A 15,974-nucleotide genomic window follows, 5' to 3' on the forward strand; every position below is an offset into this window, starting at 1 on the left:
CCCGTTGAACGGGGAGAAGATGCCGGCAGGCAGATGAGGGGCGGCGCTAACTTCCGAACGTACGGCGCTGCCCCTCATCCGTCACTTCGTGACACCTTCTCCCCGTGAACGGGGAGAAGGAAAAGCCTGCGTCACTTCTTGTTCTTGGCCAGCCAGGCCTGCTGCTCCTTGGTCAGGAACGCTGCCCATTCGTCGGCCACCTGCTTGGCCGGCTTCTGGCCGAGCAGCACTTCCTGGAAGTTCTTGATCGCCACCTGATCGACGAAATTGCCGAGGTTCTCCAGGTGGGTCGGCGGCGTCACCATTTCATATTTGGAGCTGTCGCTGAGCTCGATGAACCAGCCCTTGAACTGCTCGGTCTTGAAATGGGCGTCCTGGTCGGCGCCGTTATGGATCGGGATGACGCCGACTTCCTTGGCCCATTCCAGATTGTCCTTGGGCGAGAGCAGCGTCGCCATGAGCTTCCAGGCCTCTTCCTTGTGCTGGGAATTGGCGAACATCGCCCAGCCGGCATAGCCCAGCGTCGGGTAGGATTTGCCRCTCGGGYCGACCGGCAGCGGCGCCACGGCGAAGTCGTCGGCGCTCATCTTGTCGGCGATGCCGAGCAGCGCGTCCGGGTCCTGGTTGAGCATGGCGCAGGTGCCGGAATAGAAGCCGGTCACCGTTTCGTTGAAGCCCCAGCTTACGGCGTCCTTCGRCGCAAGGCCGTTCTTATACATGTCGGCCAGCATCTGCAGGCCCTTGACCGAGCCTTCGTCATTGATAGTCGAGACACCGTCGTCGGTGAAATAGCCGCCCTTTCCGTCGGCGATGTTCATGAACATGTGCATGCCGTTGAAGGCACCGGGACCGCCGCGCAGGCAGTAGCCATATTTGCCGGGGATGGCGGAGATCTTCTTGGAGAACTCGACGAACTCATCGAGGKTTGCCGGCGGGCGATCGAGGCCGGCTTCCTTGAACAGCTTCTTGTTCCAGAACAGCGCGTTCACATAGTAGCCGTAAGGGATCATGAACTGCGTGTTGTTGACAGTCGAGCCGAACTGCTTGGCGCGGTCGCCCAGCGTCTTGGCGTCGGGCCAGGTGGCCATGTATGGCCCAAGATCCTCGAGCTGGCCGTTATTGGCATAAAGGCCCATCCAGCGCTCCGGCATCTCGACGACATCGGGCGTGTCGCCGGCCTGGACCATGGTGAGGAATTTCTCGAAGGCCTGGCCCCAGGGCAGCGAAACGAGCTCGACCTTGACGCCGGGATTGGCCTGCTCGAACTCGGCGAGCTGCTTCTTCAGGAACTCGGTGCGCGGCGGGCTGGTGATGACCTCCACCATCTTGATGGTGGTGTCTGCCAGCGCGGCTCCGGCTGAGATCGCCAGACCGGCAGCGGCGRCAAGCATGATTGTCAGTCTTTTCATGTTCAGGACTCCCATTTTGAACACTTTATTTTTTTGACCTGTCGAAGGCCTGGGCGATGTCGGCCCAGAGATCCTCGACGTTCTCCAATCCGACATTGAAGCGGATGGTTCGGGGGCTGACGCCGAAGCGCGCCATCGAATTGAGACCCGGCGTCTGTTCGAGCGAGGCCTTTGCCGGCACGACCAGGCTTTCATGGCCGCCCCAGCTGACGCCGATGCGGAAGAGCTTCAGCGCATCGACGAAAGCCGGGATGTCGACATCCTCAGTGACCTCGAAGGAGAACAGCCCGGCATAGCCGGCAAGCGTCTTCTTGCCGGGATGATTGGAATAGGCGGGGTGGTTGACCCGCTCGACCTTGCCGTGCGCCTTGAGCCGCTCGGCAAGAGTCAATCCGCTCTTCATGTGATGCGGCAGTCTCAGCGGCAGCGTGCGCAGGCCGCGCAGCAAGAGCCAGCCCTCGAAGGGCGACAGCTTGCCGCCCAGCGAGGAATAGGTCTGCTCGTTGATGTGCTTGATATGCGCGGTCGAGCCCGCCACCACGCCGGCGACGGTATCGCTGTGGCCGCCGAGATATTTCGAGGCCGAATGCAGCACGAGATCGACGCCGTGCGAGATCGGCTTCTGGAACACCGGCGTGGCCCAGGAATTGTCGATGGTGGTGACGATGBCCTGCTCCTTCGCCAGCCGCGCCAGATGCGCGATGTCCTGCAGTTCGAACATCATCGAGGTCGGGCTTTCGAGGTAGAGCAGCTTGGCGCCGGGCAAGGCCGCCGCCACGGCATCGGGATCGGAGCCGTCGACATAGTCGACCTTGATTTGCAAGCGCGGAAACAGGCGCTCGAACAGCCGGTAGGCATCGCCATAGCAGTTGCGCACCGCAACGATGCGCTCGCCGGCGCCGACGAAGGCGAGCACCGTGGCGCTGATCGCCGCCATGCCGCTGGAGAAGCCGCGTGCGGCTTCGGCACCTTCCAGTGCCGCGACGCGCGCCTCGAACTCCATCACCGTCGGATTGTCGCCGCRCGAATAGATCGGCTGGCGGCGGCGGCCGGCAAAGGTGTCGGCCATGTCGGCATAGCTGTCGAAGGTGAAGAGCGAGGTCTGGTAGATCGGCGGCACCACCGCGCAGCCGGGGAACGGATCGTCATGCGCGAGAAGCGTGGCCGCTTCGCCGAGATAGTCGCTGGCCAGGGAGGCCGGGTCGAAAGCGGTCGGGTGCTCGTTCATCTGCGGTCCGAAAGTTTGAGGTTGGCGGCACCGCGCTTCAGGTCGTCCTCGACGGTGGCGATAAGCTTCAGCGCCTCAGCACGGGCCCCCTCCGGGTCGTGCGCGGCGATGCAGTCGAAGATGGTGCGGTGGTAGGGAAAGCTGGCATGGCCGAAATCGCGCACGCCGAGCGGATGCTCCCAGAAGCGATGGAACAGCTCATGCATGGCGCTGATGATCTGCTCGAACAGCGGATTGCCCGAGGCGCGGTAGATCGACTGGTGGAACTCCCAGTCCTCCTCCGACGACATGCCGGCGCGGGTGTGGAAGGCTTCCTCCATGATGTCGAGCTTGCGCTTGATCTCGGCGATCTCGTCCTTGCCGGCGCGCACGGCGCAGAGCGCGGCGGCCTCGGCCTCCAGCGCGCGGCGGATCTCCAGCGTGCGCATCAGGCCGGCGAAATCATTGCCACCAGCCAATGTCAGCGGCATGTGCAGCATGTCGGGCGAGACCGCCGCCTTGAGATAAGTGCCGCTGCCCTGCCGCCGCTCGACGAGACCCAGGCCCTCCCAGCGCGTCAACGCCTCGCGCACCGTGTTGCGGCTGACCTTGAGGCGCTCGGCGAGGATGCGCTCGGTCGGCAGTTTTTCGCCCGGACCCAGAGCCTCTTGTCTCACAAAACCCGCCAACGCCTTCAGCACCGCGTCGTCGCGGGCCGTGCTCTGGATGGGCGGGAGAAGATCGGTCACGCCGGCGGCTGTCCAAGTGGTTCAATGGTCCAACCAATTTCTGCATGGACGAAGAGGTGAGTCAACCACGCCACGGTGGAATTTCTTCAGCGATTTGGAACGAGCCGAAGGATGCGCCTAAGGCGGCCGCTCACGTGCCAACCGTCACTGCAAGCTGATCAGCCTGGAACGGAGCGATCTGCTGCGGAACGTCGAGGAGCCCATGTGATTGCAGAGCCGCCAGGCCGGCCTCGGTCAGCGCGTAAACGCCGCGCTCGGCCCGGGCGAACCAGCCGTAATAATTGTGCAGCAGGTTGCCGGCCGCGCGCGGCGAAAGGGTTTTCAAATCGCGCGGCCGCTTCGGGCCGTCGGCCATGGCGGCGGCGCAGGCGAGAGCTTCCTGCCGATAGGCGGTCATGATGGGTTTTCGTCGCGTGYTGCCGCCGATGGAGGGATCGCCCTTGCGGCGGTGATGTTCCTCGACGAGGCGCGAGCGCCGCCTCGGGTCGCGCCGCGGCGGCACGGCGGCCGGGCTGAGCAGCAGCTCGACCCTGCCCTTTCCGTCGACCGCCAGCAAACCAAAGCCGAGCCTGCGGCAGAGCTCACGGAAGCGGCGGTCGTGCTCGCGGCCCTTGCCGCGCGCCGACTGCCGAGCGGCGAGCCAGACCTCGTCGCAAGCCGCCGCGCGATCGACGCCCTGGAGGAGGAGTTCGAGGTTGAACTGCAGCTTGAGCTCGCAGATGACGACCACGGGCGGCTCGCCGTCGCGCAGCCCGACAATATCGCAGCCGCCGACCTCGCCCTTGACGGTGAAATCGAGGCTCTCGAGGAACCGCTTCACCGGGGCATAGAGGGACGTTTCCTGCATGGCGCAGGCATAGCCGATTCGAGCCTGCCCGACACGTCGGGGGCAGTGGCGCCATCGCGATCGTGGGCAGCTCTCGGAGGAGTTCGCAGCCTATTGCCTGGCGAACGAGCCGGTGTAGGTGCGGCCAGCAAGCGTGTAGGTACCAGCCAGCGTTCCGTCGGACTGCATCGTGAATGTGATGTCCGCACCGTTCGGAAGGCGCCCGAGCTTCAACGTGTTCCCGACAATCCTGCCGGCGCCGTCGGCGATGCCCGGCTTGTTGTCGGCCACATCACCCCACGCATAGCTGACAGTCACCTGCCCGCCCGGGGAAACTGTCAGCACGGCCAGCTTGCCCTCATACAAGYCATCTAGCCGCCCCGCCCATATGCCTRAAAACGCGGCATACCTSGCCGGAACGCCCTTGCCCGGCGGAGTGAGCGCCACGGTTCTGTCCAACACTGCCGAATCCGTGGCAGCAGGCGCCGCAACCGCAGGCAAAGTCGGCTGGGGTGGAGGCGGAAGCGGTGCCTCGGAAGCCGATTCACAGGATATAAGCGCGAACGCCGCGAAACCGAGGATGAGAGAAGGACTGTTTGGTGGAGCCAATCGGAATCGAACCGACGACCTCTTGAATGCCATTCAAGCGCTCTCCCAACTGAGCTATGGCCCCACTCCCGGCAGTCAGCCGGCGCCGTTTCCGGCGAAGAGATCCGGCGCGGCCTGAGAACCGCGCCGTCGTTTAGTGCTGGCGGCTTCTAGCGCCGCCTTCGGTCAAGATCAAGCCTTGAAAAGCCGCTTTTTCGTCACAGGCCAAAATGGCCGGCAAACGATCGCGCCAAGGCTTAAAATCAGACCTCGTCCTCGTCGTCGCCGACGCCGATCATGTCGGAGACGTCGTCATCCTCTTCCTCCTCGTCGGCAAGGAAGGTGTTGTCGTCGTCATCGTCGCCGAGATCGACATCATCGTCGTCACCGAGATCGGGCAGATCGTCGCTGCCGCCCTTGGTCTCATCGTCYGCATCTTCCAGCGAAACGAGCTCGGCACCCTCTTCGTCCTCGGCGTCCAATTCCTTGTCGGCGACTTCCTCGTCTTCCTCGAGCGCGGAAATCTTGCCTTCCTCGAAATAGGAGCGCGGATAGCTCTTGCCGGTATAGGGCGAGACGATCGGGTCCTTGTTGAGGTCGTAGAATTTCCGACCCGTTTCGGGGTCGACACGCTTTGTGCCAAGTTCAGGTTTTGCCACGGCAAGCCTCGTCAAAAAAAGAATGGTCCCCTTAACCGCAGCTAACGGCATTGTCAAAGCCAAATGCCGCGTCGTGAAAGCCGGATTTTTTAAGCTCCGTGCGAGGGGATGACCATTGCGGCGCACCGTGTTACGAGACCGCCGCAACATGACGAACTGACCCGGTCCGCCGGCATCTTGCTTGGAAATGACGATATGTCTCACACTGCCGCCCCGAAGCCGGCCAYGGCCCGTAAATCTCCAGCCCTTGCAGGTGCGGCGCGGGTGCCGGGCGACAAGTCGATCTCGCACCGCTCCTTCATGTTCGGCGGCCTTGCCTCCGGCGAGACACGCATCACCGGCCTGCTCGAAGGCGAGGATGTGATGCGCACCGGCGCGGCGATGAAGGCGATGGGCGCGCATATAGAAAAGAAGGGCGCCGAATGGGTRATCCGCGGTACCGGCAACGGCGCGCTGCTTGAACCGGAAGGCCCGCTCGACTTCGGCAATGCCGGCACCGGCTCGCGGCTCACTATGGGCCTGGTCGGCACCTACGACATGGAGACGACCTTCATCGGCGATGCCTCGCTCTCCGGCCGGCCGATGGGCCGCGTTCTGGAGCCGCTGCGGCAGATGGGGGTGCAGGTGCTGAAGGCAGCGCCCGGCGACCRCATGCCGATCACGCTGCGCGGCCCGAAGCATGCCGCACCCATCACCTATCGCGTTCCGATGGCCTCGGCCCAGGTGAAATCGGCAGTACTGCTTGCCGGRCTCAACACGCCGGGCATCACTACCGTGATCGAGCCGGTGATGACGCGCGACCACACGGAGAAGATGCTGAAAGGCTTTGGCGCTAACCTGAGCGTCGAGACCGACGAGCGGGGCGTGCGCCACATCTTCATCGAAGGCCAGRGCAAGCTCACGGGACAGACGATCGCCGTGCCCGGCGACCCGTCCTCGGYCGGGTTCCCGCTGGTGGCGGCGCTGATCGTGCCGGGCTCGGACATCGTGATCGAAAACGTGYTGATGAACCCGACCCGCACCGGCCTGCTTTTGACTTTGCAGGAGATGGGYGGCCGGATCGATATCCTCAACCCGCGCAATGCCGGCGGCGAGGATGTCGCGGACCTGCGCGTGCGATATTCCGAAATGAAAGGTGTTACCGTGCCGCCGGAACGGGCGCCGTCGATGATCGACGAATATCCGGTGCTGGCGGTTGCCGCGAGYTTCGCCGAGGGCGAGACGCTGATGCAGGGCCTCGAAGAGCTGCGCGTCAAGGAATCCGACAGRCTGTCGGCGGTGGCCAACGGGCTGAAGCTCAACGGCGTCGACTGCACCGAGGGCGAGGCCTCGCTTGCCGTGCGCGGCAAGCCCGGGGGCAAGGGTCTGGGCGGCCATCCCAACGGCCAGGACGCGAAGGTCAAGACCCATCTCGACCATCGCATCGCCATGAGTTTCCTGGTGATGGGCCTGGCGACGGAAAAGCCTGTCACCATCGACGACGCCAACATGATCGCGACAAGCTTCCCGGAATTCATGGGGCTGATGAGGGGGTTGGGCGCGGAGATCGAGTGACGGGCGGATGAGATTGAGCCAGCCTGAGACGTTGGCGGGACAGCACCCCCCTCTGTCCTGCCGGACATCTCCCCCGCAAGGGGGGAGATTGGCGGCTTTCGCGCCCCGTCCGATCCTGCAACGTGGACAATTGGCGAAGGCCGCGATGACGGCTGATCTCCCCCCTTGCGGGGGAGATGTCCGGCAGGACAGAGGGGGGTGGGAAGGATCGCGGCGCACGTCTTGTTCATTGCGCCTTTCATTCGAGGCGAGCCAATGAGCAGCCCCTTCACCATCGCCATCGACGGCCCCGCCGGCGCCGGTAAGGGCACCCTCGCCCGCCGGCTTTCCGACCACTACCGCCTGAACCTGCTCGAYACCGGCCTCACCTATCGCGCCGTGGCCCACAGGCTCATCGAACTCGGCCTGCAGCTCGACAATGTCTCGGCGGCGGAGACCGCGGCACGCGAGGTCGACCTCTCCAATCTCGACCGGACAGTGCTGTCGGCCCATGCGGTTGGCGAGGCCGCCTCGAAGGTCGCGGTCATTCCGTCCGTGCGGCGCATCCTGGTCGAAAAGCAGCGGGAATTCGCCAAGGCCCCGCCGGGCGCGGTGCTCGACGGCCGCGACATCGGCACGGTCGTGTGCCCGGACGCCGACATCAAACTCTATGTCACGGCAAGCGCGGAAGTGCGGGCCAAGCGCCGGCTGGCCGAGATCGAGAGCATGGGCGGCAGCGCCGACTTCGCCGCCATCCTCGCCGACATCGAGCGCCGCGACGAGCGCGACATGGGCCGGGCGGACTCGCCGCTCAAGCCCGCCGCCGACGCGCACTTGCTTGATACCAGCGAAATGGCTATAGAAGCCGCGTTTCTGGCGGCCATGACGATCGTCGACGACGTCCTGGCCAAGAGAAGCAAGCCCTGACTTGGGTTTTTCCTCGCGCTTCGGTTGTCCGACGCGAAGAAAATACCCATATCGGGCACGAACCAGCCTGCCAGCATTCTCTATGCGCCGGATTTTGCCGCCTCAGGCGGCCAAGGGCTCTTCAGCCCGGAACGCCGGCAGGCTCACGCAACGCTAACGCACGGCGCCCGCTCCGCTATGATTGYGGGGCATTCCAGGAGAAACAATGTCAGCTGCTAATCCCACTCGCGATGATTTCGCGAGCATGCTCGAAGAATCTTTCACCGCCGGCCATTCCGGCGAGGGCCAGGTTGTCCGGGGCACGATCACCGCGATCGAAAAGGACATGGCCATCATCGACGTCGGCCTCAAGGTCGAAGGCCGCGTGCCGCTGAAGGAATTCGGCGCCAAGGGCAAGGACTCCTCCCTCAAGGTCGGCGACACCGTCGAGGTCTATGTCGAGCGCATCGAGAACGCGCTTGGCGAGGCGATGCTGTCGCGCGAGAAGGCCCGCCGCGAGGAGAGCTGGGTGCGCCTCGAGGAGAAGTTCACCAAGGGTGAGCGCGTCGAAGGCGTCATCTTCAACCAGGTCAAGGGCGGCTTCACCGTCGATCTCGACGGCGCCGTGGCATTCCTGCCGCGCAGCCAGGTCGACATCCGTCCGATCCGCGACGTCACCCCGCTGATGCACAATCCGCAGCCTTTCGAGATCCTCAAGATGGATCGCCGCCGCGGCAACATCGTGGTGTCGCGCCGGACCGTGCTCGAGGAGAGCYGCGCCGAACAGCGTTCGGAGATCGTGCAGAACCTCGAGGAAGGCMAGGTGGTCGAAGGCGTGGTCAAGAACATCACCGACTACGGTGCGTTCGTCGACCTCGGCGGCATCGACGGCCTGCTGCACGTCACCGACATGGCATGGCGCCGCGTCAACCATCCGACCGAGATCCTCAACATCGGGCAGACGGTCAAGGTGCAGATCATCCGCATCAACCAGGAAACCCACCGCATCTCGCTCGGCATGAAGCAGCTCGAGAGCGATCCGTGGTCTGATATCGGCACCAAGTTCCCGATCGGCAAGAAGATCAAGGGTAYGGTCACCAACATCACCGACTAYGGCGCGTTCGTCGAGCTGGAGCCGGRCATCGAGGGCCTCATCCACGTTTCGGAAATGTCGTGGACGAAGAAGAACGTGCACCCCGGCAAGATCCTGTCGACGACGCAGGAAGTCGACGTGGTGGTGCTCGAGGTCGATCCGGCCAAGCGCCGCATCTCGCTCGGTCTCAAGCAGACGCTGGAGAACCCCTGGGAAGCCTTCGCGCGCAACCATCCGGTCGGCAGCCAGGTCGAGGGCGAGGTCAAGAACAAGACCGAGTTCGGCCTGTTCATCGGCCTGGAAGGCGACGTGGACGGCATGGTGCACCTCTCCGACCTCGACTGGACCCGTCCGGGCGAGCAGGTGATCGAAGAGTACAATCGCGGCGACATGGTCAAGGCGCAGGTGCTCGACGTCGACATCGAGAAGGAGCGCATCTCGCTCGGCATCAAGCAGCTGGCGCGTGACACGGTCGGCGAGGCGGCGAGCAGCGGTGAACTGCGCAAGAACGCCGTTGTCACCTGCGAGGTCATCGCGGTGAAGGATGGCGGTCTGGAAGTGCGGCTGGTTGACAGCGGCCTCGAGACCTTCATCAAGCGTTCGGACCTTTCCCGCGACCGCGACRAGCAGCGCCCCGAGCGCTTCACCGTCGGCCAGAAGGTCGACGCCCGCGTCATCGCCTTCGACAAGAAGACCCGCAAGCTGCAGGTCTCGATCAAGGCGCTGGAAATCGCCGAGGAGAAGGAGGCGGTCGCCCAGTACGGCTCGACCGACTCCGGCGCCTCGCTGGGCGACATCCTGGGCGCGGCGCTGAAGAAGCAGGGCAACTAAAGCATTCCAGGAAAACCGCTACGCGGTTTTCCGTCCGGAATTGCTTAAGYCCCTTCGCTCAACAGAAGAAAAAACCCCGCCGGAGCGATCCGGCGGGGTTTTTCTTTGTCCGCTGCGTTGGTGTCAGGCCCGGCCGTAAAGAGGCACCAGCGTGCCGCTCATCGCCTGATTGGCGGGCGAAGCAAGATAGGCGATCGCCTCAGCGGCGGCTTCCAAACTCACCCATTTGGTGAAATCGGCGTCCGGCATGTCGGCACGGTTTGCCGGCGTGTCGAGCGTCGACGGCGCCACGGCGTTGACCAGGATGCCCTTGTGCTTCAGCTCCTCGGCCATCGCCAGCGTCATGGCGGCCACCGCCGCCTTGCTGGCGGCATAGGCGACCATGCCCGATCCGCGCCTGGGATCGAGCCCGGCGCGYGCGGTGACGTTGACGACGCGGCCGGCCGTGCCCGAGGCCAGCATCGAGCGCACCGCCGCGCGGCTGCAGAGGAAGGCGGTGCGGGCGTTGGTGTCCATCATCTCGGCGAAGGCCGCCGATTCGATCTTTTCCACCGGCGCCATGGTGAAACCGCCGGCGAGGTGGATCGAAGCCCAAAGCTCCGGAACCTGATGATAGAAGGCTTCGACCTTGGCGGAGTCGGAGAGATCTACATTGTGCGCCAGGTGGACGCTGGCGTGGGCCGCGTAGGGAAAGTGCGGCGGAGCCGCGGCATGGGCATTGGGCACATGGCAGATCGCGCCCTGCTCCAGCAACCTGCCGACAACCGCGCCGCCGAGCGCCCCAGTGCCGCCCGTCACCACGACATGCCTGCCGTTAAGCGTTTCCGTCATATTTCGACTGCTCCTGTCATTTTTTTATAGTTATGCCGCCCCAGTATCGAACGTCGCGCCTTTCGCGCTGTCACTCAATTGAAATATCGACATGGCAGGCGTCCCTGATTTGCATGCGTCAGGCCGCGGAATGGGCTTCGCGCCACTTCGTCCACTTTGGAACGGGAGCATTTCCCGGAAAATCGCCAGCGCGGCCAAGCCAACATGCCAGCCGCCCGAACGCCGTTCAGTCGACGCTGATCTCGATGACGCGCGGCTTGCCGGCCGCCCGCGCGCGCTTCAGCGCCTCGGCTAGGCCGTCGATGCCGGTCAGCCGCTCGGCCTCCATGCCATAGGCCTCGGCGAGCCTGCAGAAATCCGGCGGCGCCGGCGACACGCCGACCGGTTCGACACCGACATCGAGCATCGAGGTCTCGATCTCGCGATAGCCGCGATTGTTCCAGACGACGAAGATCACCGGCGCTTCGGCATCGAGCGCCGCGCCCAGCTCCGGCAAGGTGAACTGGAAGCCGCCGTCGCCGGTGAGGCACACGACCGGCGCCTCGGGCATGGMAAGTGCGGCGCCGATCGCCGCCGGCGGGCCGTAGCCCAGCGCGCCGAAGCCCGTCGCAGCGTTGAACCAGCCGCCCGGACGGTCATGGTCGTAATAGAGGTTGGCGGCGTAGATCGGCTGGGTAGAGTCGCCGACGATGATCGCGCCGGGCAGCGCATCGCGGATCACCTCCAGCGCACGCACCTGCGCCAGATAGTCGGGCCTTAATTCCGCCCGAGCGGCCTCTCGCGCTGCGGCCGCATGGGCCTCGCCGTCCTTCGCAGCGACATGAGCGGGGCCGATCTCAGCCAGCAGGGCATGAAGCGCCTCGGCGCAGTCGGCCTGGATCCCAACCGTCACCGGCCGGCGAGCGAGTTGGTCGGCGCCGATGTCGATGCGGATCAGCTTCGGCGGCAGTACGAAACCGCCATCGCCATAGCCGTCATAGTCGGTCGGGCCGAATTCGGTGCCGGCGGCGATCACCAGATCGGCGTCGGCCATCAGCGCGCGCACCGCCTTCAGGCTGGGACTTGCCGGCACGCAGAGCGGATGGGCATGCAGCAGGCCGCGCGCATTGGCGGTCTCCACGACCGGCGCCCCGAGCGCCTCGGCGAAGCGCCTCAGCGCCGCGTCGGCCTTCTTGGCGCCGCCGCCGGCGAGGACCAGCGGGCGCCGGGCGGCCCGGCAAAGCCGTGCTGCTTCGGCGATCGCTGCCGCGTCCGGAGTTGGCGGTGCGGCATTGCTGAGGGCAGCGGCAATGGCGTCGGCGGGCTTCACCATGACGTCGGTCGGGATCTCGATATGGACCGGACCCGGACGCGACGAGGCGAAAAGGGCGAAGGCACGCGCAAGCGCGCCCGGCAATTCATCGGCCTCGGTGACGCGCTCAGAAAACAGCGCCACCTTCTCCATCATGCCGCGCTGGTCGGGCAGTTCATGCAGGAAGCCCAGCCCCTTCCCGAGCGTATCGGTGGCGTTGACGCCGGAGATCACCAGCATCGGCACCGAATCGGCGCGCGCCTGGCCCATGGCGGTGATGGTGTTGGTGAGGCCCGGACCGGTGATGACGAAGGCGACRCCCGGCCGGCCGCTGGCGCGCGCGTAGCCGTCGGCCATGAAGCCGGCGCCCTGTTCGTGGCGCGGCGTGACGTGGCGTATCTTCGAGCGCGCCAGCCCGCGATAGAGCTCGACCGTGTGCACGCCTGGAATGCCGAAGACGGTGTCGACGCCATGTGCCTCGAGCAAGGTGATGAGCGCTTCGCCGAGCGTGGTCATTGGTTCTCTCCCCTTTGGAGCGGATCACTGTTTAACGGAAACAGTGATCCGCCCTATCTCCTTGTTTCTTACGCAATCCCGGACGGAAAACCGCTTCTCACTTTTCCTGGAATTGCTCTAGTGGCGCGAGGCCGAGTTCGGCCTCGACAGCCTTGATGCCGATCGCCGCCAATTCGCCGGGCGAGAACATCTCGCCGGCAAGGCAGCCTTCGATCCAGAGCCCGTCGATGATGGCATTGATCGCAATGGCATGATGGCGCAGCTGACCTGCGTCCAGCTTGCGCTGTTCGGCGGCGAGCACTTCAGCCACAACCGCTTCCACCTCGTTGCGAAAGCCAAGGTAGCCTTCGCGGTGAGCACGAGCCAGGGTCGGATCCGCGCTGGCGCGGCCGAGGAAGGTGGCCCAGAGCGAAAACACCCGCGCGTCGATGATCGGCGGGTTGAGGTTGGCGGTGATGAAAGCCGCAAGGCGCTCGCGCGGCGAGGCATCTTCCATGACCAATGCTGCTTTCGCCTGCTCGGTCATGCGGCCGACCAGCGCTGTATAGGCTTCCTGCAGCAATTCTTCCTTGCCGGGGAAATAGTGCCGGATCAGCCCGGCGGTGACGCCGGCACGCAATGCGATGGTGCGCAAGGTGGCGCCCTGGAGGCCAAGTTCCGCCACGCAGTCCAGGGTCGCTTCGATCAGATCCTGCCGCCGCCGCTCCTCACCCTCGCGGCGGAACTTGCGGCGGGACGGCGCATTCATTGGCGCAGGATCGGCCGCGTCAGGCATGTCGGCCCGCCTTCGCAGGCAATRCAGAGCGCATCCGCCTCGAAAATTTCAACGGTGCAGCCGGCGGCTTCCATAGCGGCTTTGGTCTTGGGAAAGCCTGCAACGGCAATGACGTTGCGCGGGCTGGTCGGCAGCACGTTCAGGCTGAGTCCGTTGGAAGTGGCGAACTCTCCGGCGTCGCCTTCGACCAGCCGGATGCCTCGCGCCTTCAGCATCTGGTAGAAGGGGGCCGGCAAAAGCGGTGAATAGACCAGTGCGAGGTCGTCGGCCAGCGGGCTGATCACCGACGTCAGATGCAGGCATGCCTCTTCGCCCTGCCACAGCGGCAGATCAAAGCCGTAGACGGAAATGCCCAGCGGCGTCAGCAGGTTGGAAACCTGCTGGATGCCTTCCTGGTTGGAGCGGACACCGCGCCCGATCGCCAGCGTGCGGGCATCGACCCATACACAATCACCGCCTTCGACCTGGCCAGGAGCCTCTATGCGGCCGAGGATCGGAATGCCCAGCCTTCTGTAGGTTTCCTCATGCAGTGAAGGTTCCCTGGCGCGCAATGGCTTGCCCATGGACAGGATCAGCGCGCCGCGGTCGGTCATCAGCGATGGGTCGTGCGTGAACACCGAATCCGAAAGTCCGTCGGCCTCGTCCTCGATCCATTCGATTTCGGCGCCTGAAGCCGCCACCAGTTCGGCAAGGACCGCGTGCTGCAACGCTGCTTTCGCCGGGTTGAAGCCCGGCCCATAGTGCCAGGCTRCTCTGTCGGCGTCGCGCATGGCGTTGGCAGCCGACCGCATCAGCACGCGCCGCAGCGGCGCCGCCATGGACTGTGACCCGAAAGCGCTCATCGATGCCCTTTTAAGCTGAAAAAAGTCGAGAAAATTTCATGAATGGCTATTTATACACTTGCACAACAAGGCCGCAAGTGCCGTAATGAGCGGGATTGACGGGCTCGCGCTGTTGAGTCCATGCTGAAGACTGGAGCGAGCAGTACAGCGTATGTTGATGAGCCGGATAGACGTTCGACGAACTGCCGTCGACCATTTAGAGGTCACCCGGTGAGCGCGGTGGAAGCTGCCGCAGTCCCGTCCGGCGAGGCGCGAAGCGGCGCGGCCGAAGCCATCCATGTCGAGAACCTGCACAAGAAGTTCGGYCATCTGCACGTGCTGAAGGGCGTTTCGCTTTCGGCGCGCGACGGCGAGGTGATCGCCATCATCGGCGGCTCCGGCTCCGGCAAATCGACGCTACTGCGCTGCATCAACTGCCTGGAAAACCCGACGAGCGGCATCATCCGCGTCAATGGCGAGGAGATCAAGCTGAAGGCCGACAGCTTCGGCCACACCGTTCCCGCCGACCGCAAGCAGATCGAACGCATCCGCTCCCGGCTCGGCATGGTGTTCCAGAACTTCAACCTGTGGAGCCACATGACGCTGATCGAGAACGTCATCGAGGTCCCGGTGCATGTGCTCGGCATAAAGCGCGACGAGGCGATCGCCCAGGCCGAGAAGCTGCTTGCCCGCGTCGGCCTCGCCGAAAAGCGCGACGTCTATCCGGCATACCTGTCGGGCGGCCAGCAGCAACGCGCGGCAATAGCCCGGGCGCTCGCGATCAATCCGCGCGTCATGCTGTTCGACGAGCCTACCTCGGCGCTGGATCCGGAGCTGGTCGGCGAGGTGTTGAAGGTGATCGGCGACCTGGCGCGCGAGGGGCGCACCATGGTGCTGGTAACGCATGAAATGAAGTTCGCCCGCGAGGTCGCGACACATGTCGTCTACCTCTGCAACGGGCTGGTCGAGGAAGAAGGCCCGCCGGAACAATTGTTCGGCGCGCCCAAATCCGAAAGGCTCAAGCAATTCCTCCGCAACGTCGGCTAGGGYCGGTGTCAAGCGGGGCGAAAAAACCGGGAACAACAACAAAGTGGGAGTTCTGACATGAAGACTGTTCTCAAGACATTCGCCGCGGCGCTGCTCTTCGGCGTCGCCGCGATGGGCGTGGCCAAGGCCGAACAGGTCAAGATCGGCGTCGCCRCCGAACCTTATCCGCCCTTCACCTCGCCGGATGCGAGCGGCAAGTGGGTCGGCTGGGAGATCGACTTCATCGATGCCGTCTGCGCCGAGGAGAAGCTCGACTGCGTCATCACGCCGGTTGCCTGGGACGGCATCATTCCGGCGCTGACCACCAAGAAGATCGACCTCATCGTCTCCTCGATGTCGATCACCRACGAACGCAAGAAGACCATCGACTTCTCGGACAAGTATTACAACACGCCGACGGCGATCATCGGGCCGAAGGACCAGAAGTTCGGCGCCTCGCCGGACGACCTCAAGGGCAAGGTGATCGGCGTCCAGGTGTCGACGGTACATGCCGTCTACGCCAAGAAGCACTTCACCGGCGCACAGGAAATCAAGGAATACCAGACCCAGGACGAAGCCAACAATGACCTTGCCGCCGGCCGTCTCGACGCGGTGCAGGCCGATTCCATCGCGCTCGGCGAGTTCCTCAAGACCGACCAGGGCAAGGCCTGCTGCGACCTGAAGGGCATGGTGGCACCGGACGACGAAGTGCTCGGACCGGGTGTCGGCGCCGGCGTGCGCAAGGAAGACACCGCGCTCAAGGAAAAGATCAACGCCGGCATCAAGGCGATCCGCGCCAGCGGCAAGTATGACCAGATCTCGAAGAAATACTTCGACTTCGACATCTACGGCGGCGCACCGCAGTCGAACTGACGCTTCCACATGAGAGTCACGGGGCATGGCGCGCCCATGC

Annotated in this window: 15 protein-coding genes and 1 tRNA gene; 5 read left to right on the plus strand and 11 right to left on the minus strand. The window is 64.4% G+C overall.

The features are described from left to right. Nucleotides 1-131 precede the first annotated feature (131 nt). The 7 genes from ORS3428_RS02760 to ORS3428_RS02790 form a co-directional block, all read right to left on the minus strand. The gene (locus ORS3428_RS02760; protein WP_071094551.1) at nt 132-1,409 is read right to left on the minus strand and encodes an ABC transporter substrate-binding protein; all 1,278 of its coding nucleotides are present in this window, start codon (nt 1,407-1,409) and stop codon (nt 132-134) included. 25 nt (nt 1,410-1,434) lie between these two features. Further along, nucleotides 1,435-2,637, minus strand: a complete 1,203-nt coding sequence (locus ORS3428_RS02765; RefSeq protein WP_071094300.1) for a PLP-dependent transferase — start codon at nt 2,635-2,637, stop codon at nt 1,435-1,437. Next, entirely contained in the window at nt 2,634-3,365 is a 732-nt protein-coding gene (locus tag ORS3428_RS02770) for a FadR/GntR family transcriptional regulator (RefSeq protein WP_071094302.1), read from the minus strand. Before ORS3428_RS02770 ends, ORS3428_RS02765 begins: the two co-directional genes overlap by 4 nt. Nucleotides 3,366-3,495: 130 nt before the next feature. Further along, nucleotides 3,496-4,212, minus strand: a complete 717-nt coding sequence (locus tag ORS3428_RS02775; protein WP_071094304.1) for a DUF2161 domain-containing phosphodiesterase — start codon at nt 4,210-4,212, stop codon at nt 3,496-3,498. Nucleotides 4,213-4,302: 90 nt separating this feature from the next. After that, complete coding sequence (locus ORS3428_RS02780; RefSeq protein WP_244507834.1) at nt 4,303-4,536, minus strand: hypothetical protein; 234 nt, start codon at nt 4,534-4,536, stop codon at nt 4,303-4,305. A gap of 252 nt (nt 4,537-4,788) precedes the next feature. Continuing rightward, nucleotides 4,789-4,864, minus strand: a tRNA-Ala gene (locus ORS3428_RS02785). A 178-nt stretch (nt 4,865-5,042) separates the two neighbouring features. Next, nucleotides 5,043-5,438 (minus strand): TIGR02300 family protein, encoded by a 396-nt coding sequence (locus tag ORS3428_RS02790; protein WP_071094552.1) that lies wholly within the window; start codon nt 5,436-5,438, stop codon nt 5,043-5,045. 195 nt (nt 5,439-5,633) lie between these two features. Here ORS3428_RS02790 and aroA point away from each other — a divergent pair, with 195 nt between their 5' ends. The 3 genes from aroA (at nt 5,634) to rpsA (ending at nt 9,801) form a co-directional block, all read left to right on the plus strand. Then, complete coding sequence (aroA, locus tag ORS3428_RS02795) at nt 5,634-6,992, plus strand: 3-phosphoshikimate 1-carboxyvinyltransferase (RefSeq protein WP_071094554.1); 1,359 nt, start codon at nt 5,634-5,636, stop codon at nt 6,990-6,992. 255 nt (nt 6,993-7,247) lie between these two features. After that, a complete protein-coding gene (gene cmk, locus ORS3428_RS02800) occupies nt 7,248-7,898 on the plus strand; it encodes a (d)CMP kinase (protein WP_071094308.1) in 651 nt (216 codons plus the stop codon). Between the two features lie 205 nt (nt 7,899-8,103). Further along, complete coding sequence (gene rpsA / locus ORS3428_RS02805) at nt 8,104-9,801, plus strand: 30S ribosomal protein S1 (protein WP_071094310.1); 1,698 nt, start codon at nt 8,104-8,106, stop codon at nt 9,799-9,801. Nucleotides 9,802-9,924: 123 nt separating this feature from the next. Here the strand turns inward: rpsA and ORS3428_RS02810 are convergent, their stop codons facing one another. From ORS3428_RS02810 to ORS3428_RS02825, 4 genes are all read right to left on the minus strand, one after another. After that, complete coding sequence (locus ORS3428_RS02810) at nt 9,925-10,632, minus strand: SDR family NAD(P)-dependent oxidoreductase (protein WP_071094312.1); 708 nt, start codon at nt 10,630-10,632, stop codon at nt 9,925-9,927. 226 nt (nt 10,633-10,858) lie between these two features. Next, entirely contained in the window at nt 10,859-12,439 is a 1,581-nt protein-coding gene (locus ORS3428_RS02815; protein ID WP_071094314.1) for a 5-guanidino-2-oxopentanoate decarboxylase, read from the minus strand. Between the two features lie 97 nt (nt 12,440-12,536). After that, a complete protein-coding gene (locus ORS3428_RS02820) occupies nt 12,537-13,214 on the minus strand; it encodes a TetR family transcriptional regulator C-terminal domain-containing protein (protein WP_083354964.1) in 678 nt (225 codons plus the stop codon). Continuing rightward, nucleotides 13,184-14,056 carry a dimethylarginine dimethylaminohydrolase family protein gene (locus ORS3428_RS02825; protein ID WP_071094316.1) on the minus strand — a complete coding sequence of 291 codons (873 nt, stop codon included), beginning with the start codon at nt 14,054-14,056 and terminating at the stop codon, nt 13,184-13,186. Before ORS3428_RS02825 ends, ORS3428_RS02820 begins: the two co-directional genes overlap by 31 nt. 210 nt (nt 14,057-14,266) lie before the next feature. On the opposite strand from ORS3428_RS02825, the gene ORS3428_RS02830 reads away from it, so the two are divergent. After that, entirely contained in the window at nt 14,267-15,082 is an 816-nt protein-coding gene (locus ORS3428_RS02830; RefSeq protein ID WP_071094318.1) for an ABC transporter ATP-binding protein, read from the plus strand. 57 nt (nt 15,083-15,139) lie between these two features. Next, nucleotides 15,140-15,934: a transporter substrate-binding domain-containing protein gene (locus tag ORS3428_RS02835; RefSeq protein ID WP_071094320.1), complete on the plus strand. Its 795-nt coding sequence runs from the start codon at nt 15,140-15,142 to the stop codon at nt 15,932-15,934. Nucleotides 15,935-15,974 lie beyond the last annotated feature (40 nt).

This window comes from Mesorhizobium sp. ORS 3428 (assembly GCF_001854785.1).
GTDB lineage: Bacteria > Pseudomonadota > Alphaproteobacteria > Rhizobiales > Rhizobiaceae > Mesorhizobium.

Excerpts from the sequence above, each read along its gene's own strand:
- ORS3428_RS02820 (WP_083354964.1), bottom strand. The coding sequence starts at position 13,214 with ATGCCTGACGCGGCCGATCCTGCGCCAATGAATGCGCCGTCCCGCCGC.